Annotated in this window: 7 protein-coding genes; 5 read left to right on the forward strand and 2 right to left on the reverse strand. The window is 74.1% G+C overall.

What is annotated here, in order from left to right:
• The first annotated feature begins 121 nt into the window (after nucleotides 1-121).
• Genes D6689_18945 through D6689_18955 form a run of 3 tightly spaced genes read left to right on the forward strand, consistent with a single transcriptional unit; the run spans nucleotide 122 to nucleotide 4,671 of the window.
• Entirely contained in the window at nucleotides 122-943 is an 822-nt protein-coding gene (locus D6689_18945) for a TetR/AcrR family transcriptional regulator (GenBank protein ID RMH38674.1), read from the forward strand.
• Nucleotides 940-2,592, forward strand: a complete 1,653-nt coding sequence (locus D6689_18950) for an acyl-CoA carboxylase subunit beta (GenBank protein ID RMH38675.1) — start codon at nucleotides 940-942, stop codon at nucleotides 2,590-2,592. The genes D6689_18945 and D6689_18950 overlap by 4 nt, the downstream gene beginning before the upstream one ends.
• A 51-nt stretch (nucleotides 2,593-2,643) precedes the next feature.
• Entirely contained in the window at nucleotides 2,644-4,671 is a 2,028-nt protein-coding gene (locus D6689_18955; GenBank protein ID RMH38676.1) for a biotin/lipoyl-binding protein, read from the forward strand.
• On the opposite strand, the gene D6689_18960 is transcribed toward D6689_18955, so the two are convergent.
• Together D6689_18960 and D6689_18965 are read right to left on the reverse strand one after the other, a co-directional pair.
• Entirely contained in the window at nucleotides 4,668-5,180 is a 513-nt protein-coding gene (locus D6689_18960; GenBank protein ID RMH38677.1) for a hypothetical protein, read from the reverse strand. The genes D6689_18955 and D6689_18960 overlap by 4 nt on opposite strands.
• Nucleotides 5,181-5,224: 44 nt before the next feature.
• Entirely contained in the window at nucleotides 5,225-6,418 is a 1,194-nt protein-coding gene (locus tag D6689_18965; GenBank protein ID RMH38678.1) for a hypothetical protein, read from the reverse strand.
• A gap of 223 nt (nucleotides 6,419-6,641) precedes the next feature.
• Between D6689_18965 and D6689_18970 the strand changes: the two genes are divergently transcribed.
• A complete protein-coding gene (locus D6689_18970) occupies nucleotides 6,642-7,454 on the forward strand; it encodes a hypothetical protein (GenBank protein ID RMH38679.1) in 813 nt (270 codons plus the stop codon).
• A 31-nt stretch (nucleotides 7,455-7,485) separates the two neighbouring features.
• On the forward strand, nucleotides 7,486-7,941 hold the full coding sequence (locus D6689_18975) for a hypothetical protein (protein ID RMH38680.1): 456 nt from the start codon (nucleotides 7,486-7,488) through the stop codon (nucleotides 7,939-7,941).
• Nucleotides 7,942-7,998: the final 57 nt, after the last annotated feature.

A 7,998-nucleotide genomic window follows, 5' to 3' on the forward strand; every position in this document is an offset into this window, starting at 1 on the left:
ATTGTACGCCGCGGCGCGCCGCAGCGGCGCTCAGCGAGTAACCTGGCGAGTGATATTAACAAATAAAATACAGTATATTATGTTGATTGATTTCTGATATGGTGAGTGATATTTTCCCTTCGTGACCGGCGCCGCCACGCCGCGCAAGCCGCACGCCGACCGCGTCGCCGACATCTTGTCGGCGGCGCGCGCCGTGTTTTCCGAGCGCGGCTACGACGGCGCGTCGATGGCGGAGATCGCCGCGCGCGCCGGCATCGTCGAGGCGACCATCTACAAGCACTTCACGGGCAAGCGGGCGCTGCTGTTCGAGGTCATCCGCGCCGTGTACGAGCCGCTCATCGCCCGGCTCGAGGCGGAGGGCGACGGCATCGCCGGCGCGCGCAACCAGCTGCGCTATCTCGTGTGGGCGCAACTCGTCGAGCTGTCGCGCGACGAGGCGCTGTCGCGCGTGGTCGTCCGCGAGCTGCGGCCGCGCGACGGCGACGCGCACCGCGAGCCGCTCGTCGCGCTGCAGCGGCGCGTCGCGCGCCTGATCGCGCGCATCGTCGACGGCGGCGTGTGCCGGGGCGAGCTGCGGCCCGACGTGCCTCGGCGCATGGTCCGCGACGTCGTGCTCGGCGCCGTCGAGCACCTCGTGTGGCAGGCGATCGCCGGCCCGGAGCCGGTCGATCCCGAGGCGGCCGCCGACGAGCTGGTCGACCTGTTGGTTCGCGGGGCGGGGCGTCCGGCCGACGCGGAGCCGGCCGAGCGCATCGAGCGCGCGGTCGCTCGGCTCGAGGCGGTCGTCGCGGCGCTGGCGAACCGACCCGCCGGCGCCCGTTCGGATGGCGACGGCGCGGCATGCGACGCGAACGCCGGCGCCCGCTCCGATGGCGACCGGGCCGCACGCGACCGGCGCGACCCCACCGACCCGCAACGCCCGACCCGAGACGACCGACGATGACTCGCATTCCCGTTCGAACCCGCTCCGAGCTGCCGTCCGAGGCGCAGCCGTATCCGGTGCTGCCGACGCGAATCGACCCGCGGTCGGACACGTTCCGCCGCAACGACGCCGCCAACCGCGAGGCGCTCGAGGCGGTCCGCGCCGCGCTCGCGCAGGCGCGCGCCGGCGGCGGCGACAAGTACGTCCGGCGGTTTCGCGAGGCCGGCAAGCTGCTGCCGCGCGAGCGCGTCGAGCTGCTGGTCGACCGCGACGCGCACTTCCTCGAGCTGTGCCCGCTCGCGGGCCACGGCGTGCCGGGCCACACGGCCGGCGCGAGCTTGATTGCCGGCATCGGCGTGGTGTCCGGCGTCGAGTGCCTGATCACCGCGAGCGACGCGACGGTCAAGGGCGGCGCGGTCAACGAACTTGGCGTCCAGAAGTCGGCGCGCATGGCCGACATCGCCGAGCAGAACCGGCTGCCGAGCATCAGCCTGATCGAGTCGGCCGGCGCCGATCTGCCCAACCAGGCCAAGATCTTCGTGCCCGGCGGCCGCGGGTTTCGCGACCTCACCCGCCGGTCGCGCGAGCGCATCCCCACCGTCTGCCTGGTGTTCGGCAGCTCGACCGCCGGCGGCGCGTACATCCCGGGGATGAGCGACTACGTGGTGATGGTCAAGCGGCAGGCGCAGGTGTACCTCGCCGGGCCGGCGCTGGTGAAGATGGCGACCGGCGAGGAGTCGGACCACGAGGAACTCGGCGGCGCGGAGATGCACAGCCGCGTGTCGGGCGTGTCCGACTACCTGGCGGAGGACGAACTCGACGCCATCCGCCTCGGCCGCGAGATCGTCGCTCACCTGAACTGGCGCAAGCGCGGGCCGGCGCCGCACCGGCCGGTCGAGCCGCCGCGCTACGACCCGGAAGAGCTGCTCGGCATCGCCTCGGCCGACGTGAAGGAGCCGTTCGACGCGCGCGAGGTCATCGCGCGCATCGTCGACGGCTCGCGCATGTCGGAGTTCAAACCGCTGTACGGCGCCACGCTGGTGTGCGGCTGGGCGCACATTCACGGCTATCCGGTCGGCATCCTCGCGAACAACGGCATCTTGTTGTCGGAATCGGCCAACAAGGGGGCGCAGTTCATTCAGCTGTGCAACCAGATCGACGTGCCGCTGTTGTTCCTGCAGAACATCACCGGCTTCATGGTCGGCCGCAAGTACGAGCAGGAGGGCATCATCAAAAACGGCGCCAAGTTGATCAACGCGGTGTCCAACAGCACCGTACCGGCGATCACGGTGATGATCGGCGCGAGCTACGGCGCCGGCAACTACGGGATGTGCGGCCGGGCGTATCAGCCGCGGTTCTTGTTCACGTGGCCGAACCATCGCATCGCCGTCATGGGCGGCAAGCAGCTCGGCGGCGTGCTGGAGATCATTCAGCGCCAGGCGGCGGAAAAGAAGGGCGTCGAAGTGGACGAGCAGCGGATCGCGGTGGGCAAGGCGATGATCGAGGCGCAGATCGACAAGGAGTCGCACGCGCTGTTTGCGACGGCGCGGTTGTGGGACGACGGCATCATCGATCCGCGCGACACGCGCGACGTGCTCGGCATCGCGCTGTCGGCGGCGCACTCGGCGCCGGTCCGCGGCACGATGGCCTACGGCGTGTTCCGCCACTGACCCGGCGCCGAGCTGCGCAACCGGCGTGTGACGCAACCACGGGACACGAGGATGACGCGCATCGACACGATTCTGATCGCCAACCGCGGAGAGATCGCGCGCCGGATCGCGCGGACGTGCCGCGACATGGGCATCGCGGTGGCCGCGGTGTACTCCGACGCGGACGAAGCGGCGCCGTTCGTCCGCGAAGCCGACGTCGCGGTCCGCATCGGCCCACCGCCGGCGGCCGAGTCGTACCTGCGGATCGACCGCATCGTGGACGCGGCGCGCCGGGTCGGGGCGGACGCGGTGCACCCGGGGTACGGTTTCCTCGCCGAGAATGCCGCGCTGGCGCGGGCGTGTGCCGGCGCCGGGATCGCGGTCATCGGACCGCGACCGGAGGTGATCGAACGCCTCGGCTCGAAGCGCGAGGCGCGCCGCGTGGCGGTCGCCGCGGGCGTGCCGATCGTGCCCGGCGACGACGGCGACGACGGCGACGACGCCGCGCTCGCGCAGCGCGCGCGCGCCGTCGGCCTGCCGGTGCTGCTCAAGCCGTCGGCGGGCGGCGGCGGCAAGGGCATGCGCGTGGTGACCCGCGCGGTGGACCTGGCGGACGCGATCGCGGCGGCGCGGCGGGAGGCGCGCGGCGCGTTCGGCGACGACACCTTGATCGTCGAGCGCTACGTCGACCGCCCGCGCCACGTCGAGGTCCAGATCCTCGGCGACGAGCACGGCAACGTGGTCCATCTCGGCGAGCGCGAGTGTTCGATCCAGCGCCGCCACCAGAAGATCGTCGAGGAGGCGCCGTCGCCGGCGGTGTCGCCCGCGCTGCGAGCCCGCATGGGCGACGCCGCGCTCGCGCTGGCGCGCGCGGTCGGCTACACGAACGCCGGCACGGTCGAGTTCTTGCTCGCGCCGGACGGCAGCTTCTACTTCCTCGAGGTCAACACGCGGTTGCAAGTGGAACATCCGGTCACGGAGTGCGTCACCGGGATCGACCTCGTGCGCGAGCAAATCCGCATCGCGCGCGGCGAGCCGCTCGGTTTCGACCAGGCGGACGTGGCGATCGCGGGCGCGGCGATCGAGTGCCGCCTGTACGCCGAGGATCCGGACGCGGGGTTTTTGCCGGCCAGCGGCCGCATCGTCCACTGGCGGGCACCGGCCGGCGCCGGCGTCCGCGTCGACAGCGGCGTCGACGACACGTCCCGGGCGGGGCCGGCGGACGTGTCGATTCACTACGACCCGATGTTGGCGAAGGTGATCGCGCACGCCGAGACGCGGCGCGAGGCGGCGGCGCGGCTGGCGATGGCGCTGCGCCGGTTCGAGGTGTGCGGCATTCCGACGAACCGCGAGTTGCTGCTGCGGGTGGTCGACCACCCCGCGTTCGTCGACGGTGCGTTGCACACGCATTTCGTCGACGAGCACGCGGCGGATCTGGCCGAGCCCGCGGCGGCGGACGAAGACCGCTGGTCCGCGGCAGTCGCCGCGTGTCTGGCCGACGTCGAGCGCCGCCGCGCCGCGCGCCACCTGCTGCCGGCCCTCGAACCGGGCTTTCGCAACAATCCCGGCGATCCGCAGCGCGTGGTCTACGATGCGCGCGGGGGCGCGGTCACCGTCGCCTATCGCAACCTGGGCCGGCGCCGGTTCGCCGTGGGCCGCGACGCGGCGGACGGGGCGGTGCGGGTGGCGGCGTTCGCCGAGGATCCGGTCGCGGCGGGCGCGGCCGCGCCGCTGTCGATCGCGATCGAAGACGCCGGCGGCGTGCGCCGCACGTGGCGCGTGATCGCCGACGGCGCGCGCCGGTACGTGCTCGGCGGCGGCCGCGCGATCGAGCTGGTCGAGCGGCCGCGGTTTCCCGACGCGGCCGAAGCGGTGCCCGACGGAGCGCTCGTCGCACCGATGCCGGGCGCGATCGTCGAGGTGCGCGTGCGCGAGGGCGATCGCGTGGCCGCCGGCGACACGCTCGTCGTGCTCGAGGCGATGAAGATGGAGCACCGCGTCGTCGCCGCCGAGGCGGGCGTCGTCGCGCGCGTGCTGGTCGCGGAGGGCGAGCAGGTGGACGCCGACACGTTGCTCGTCGTGGTCGAACCGGCGGATTAGCGCCGCGCCGCGCGCACGGCGGCTTCGAGCAGCGCCCGCCGCGGCGCGTACGCGAGCAAGACCGCGATCGACACCGCGGCGAACGGCAGCATTGGCCGGACGTCGCGCAGCAGGATCCCGAGGACGAACCCGTAGATCGCGACGGACTCGGCGAGCGCCCAGGTCACGATCGACGCGGCGAACACCTTGCCGAGCGCGCGCCGGGCCGGCTCCGGCAACGGGTCGTCGTCGGCGATGCGGTCGGCCAGCTGCGCGGGCGGCTCGCGCGCGGGCATCATCTTGCGGCGCAGCACCACTAGGGCGACGAGCGAGCCGACCGCGGCGGCGGCGAAGGCGTATGGCAGCACGCCGATGGCGGCGGCGCCGGCCTGCGGGTCGGCGGGCCGGCGGACGAGGACGGCCACGACGACCACGTAGATGCCGACGCCGGCGGTGAGCGCCGCGTGCACCAGGCGCATCGTGCGCGTCGCGGCGCCGAGCGTGGCCGGCAGAGACGACTGCACCGCCATGCGGCGATTGTACCCGAGCCGGCGCGCGCGGAGCCAGCCGGGCGTCAGCGCGGCCGGCCGGGGGGGTAGACGTAGCGGCGCGCGAGCAGCACCGCCGCCATCTGGTGCTGCGTGACGTCGATCCGCAGCACCGGCTCGCGCGCGTGGTTCTGCACGCCGCCGAGCGCGCGCGGGTCGTCGGGCGGCGGACCGATGCAACGGCTCGGGATCGGCCCGCCGACTTGCCACGCCGTGAGCTTCGACAGGCCGTAGCCGATCACCCGCCCGATCTTGCGCTGAGCGTCGCGGTCGCCGAGGCGCCGCGCGAGCTCCCAGGCGTGGATCAACCCCTCGTATGCGTACGCCGTGTTGCGCGTGCGGCGCAGCGTATGGTGGACGTCGATCATCCAGTAGGCCATCTCGATCACGCGCCACGGCCACCGGTCTGCGCCCGGCCAGTCGGCCGTCGCGATCTCGAAAAACGCCATCGAGCCCCACTGGTAGTAGCCCTTGGTCGTGTCCGAATCGGGGTGCAGCGCGCGCGCGACCACGACGTTGTCCCAGTAGCCCGCGCGCGCGGTCGACAGCGCGATCGGCCGCAGGTCGTCGCGGCCGAGGAACTTGGCCGCCTTGACCAGCGCGAGCAGCGCTTCGCCGTCGACGTAGGGGTTCGGGTCGCCGACGGGGGCGCCGTCGGCGTGGCGGTACGACCCGGCGAAGTGGCCGTCCGGCCGGCGCGCGCGCACGAGCTGGCGCAGCAACCCGTCGAGGACCTGCTCGTACTGCGCGCGCTCCCCGGCGTCGAACGTCGCGCCGCCGGCGCGCAGGTAGTCGATCAACGTGAGCGCGAAGATCGCGATCGTGCCCATCTTGCCGGAGGCGTCGCCGGGATACACCACGTAGCGCGCGCCGTCCGGCGCGACCCGCGACAGCCCCTCGAACAGCGCGATCGACCGGCGCAGCGCGCGCTCGACCTCGGGCGACGGCTCGTCGGCGAAGATCAGCGCGAGTCCCCACATCGCGCCGGCCTGGCGCACCTGATTGTCGCCGGGCAGCTCGCGCCGCGCCCGCCAGTCGTACTCGTACGTGAACCGGCCGTCCGGCTTCTGGTTCGCGAGCAGGTAGCGGGTGCCGAGGCGCAGGGATGCGTCGAGCGCGGCGCGGTCGACCTGTGGGACGAGATCCGTGTCGCACGGACACGCGGCGAGCAGGGCGGCGGCCGCGGCGGCCGCGGCGGTGCGAGCGCGCACGGGCATCATGGCGCGAGCCTCGCACAAGTGGCGGGGCGCGCGCGACGGGCGCGCCGGTCGGGACGCGGGTGCGCCGGCGTCCGGCGCGTCGCCGGCCCCGCGGACCGTGCTACAACGGGCGCTGGGTTGACGATCGGGCGCGCACTTTGGGGAGGGGCTCGCGCGCGCCGCCGGGCGCGGGCGGGGCGTCCCGCGCGTCCGCACGCCGGGCGGGACGCGGAGGGGACGCGACGTGGCCGGCGAGCGCCGCACCGCCCCGCGCGTCGAAGCCGACCGGCTGCTCGTCAAGCAGCCGTGGCGCCACTACCGGCGCACCTGTTCCCGCGCCGAGATGCGCTGGGGGATGGCGGTCGGGCTCGGGCTCGCAGCGGTCGCGGCGGGGGTCGCTTGGCGCGGCCGGCGCGCCGACCCGGATCGGTTCGGCGCGCCGCCGCCGCTCGCATCGCCGGCGGCCGCTCCGGGTAGCGGCGATCGCGGTCCGATTCCGGACGCGCTCGCCGGGCCGGGATGGACCGAGGGCGGCGTGTCGCAGTTCGACGCCGACAACCCGTACGTGAAGATCGACGGGCGGGCGGACTACTTTTTGGCGTACGGGTTTCGCCGGCTGTACTTCCTGCCGCTGCGCGGTCCCGACGGGGCGACCGTGGACGTCGAGGTGTACGACCTCGGCGAACCGGCCAACGCGCTCGGCGCGTTCGGCGGCGAGCACAAAGACGGCGCGGTCGAACAGGTGGCCGGCGGTGGCCTGCGCTACCTCGCGCGCAATGCGCTGTTCGTCGCCCGCGGCCCGTACTACGTGCGGACGATCGGATCGAACGAGGAACCGGCGACCGTCGACCAGCTGCGGCGCATCGGCGACACGCTGCGGTTGTTGATGTACTGCGACGCGTACGGCGAGCGGGACAAGGCGCGGCGGCTGTTTCGCGCGCTGCCGCCGGACGCGCGCCGCATCGACGGCGTCGACTTCGCGCGGGCCGAGGCGGCCTGCCCGCACGGCGTGCGCATCGGCGAGTTGATGCGCCGCGCGGCGCGCGCGCTGGCGTGAGCCGCGCCGCCGGCTGTGCTACCGTCGGGCCATGCGCACCGTGTGGACGATCGGTTTGTTGGCGCTGGCCCTCGCCGCGGGGCCGGCCTGCGGCAAGAAAGACGACGCCAAGTCGGCGGCCGGCGAGCCGAGCGCGGGCGCCGGCGAGGCGAAGCCGGCCGAGGCGAAGCCGGCCGAGGCGAAGCCGGCCGAGGCGAAGCCGGGCACGACGCAGGAGCACGGCACGGGCCACGGCGCCGGCGTCGGCACCGGGCGCAAGGCGCACGCCGGCAACGAGGACGGCATGCCCGGCGGCGGCACCAAGGAGCACGGCACCGGCCAGGGCGGCGCCAAAGGCGCCGGCGGCGGCAAGAAGATGGGCGACCACGACGGCAAGCCGGGGCCGACGAAGGAGCACGGCTCGGGGACCGGCGGCGGCACCGGCGGCGGCGGCGGCCAGGGCGCCGGCGACAAGGCCGGCGGCGGCGACGGCGAGGGCGGCTGGTAGCGGCGCGCCGCGGGGCTGGACCGCGGTCCGGGCGGTGCGCGGCGCGCGCGGCCGCCG

This window comes from Deltaproteobacteria bacterium (assembly GCA_003696105.1).
Lineage (GTDB): Bacteria > Myxococcota_A > Polyangia > Haliangiales > J016 > J016.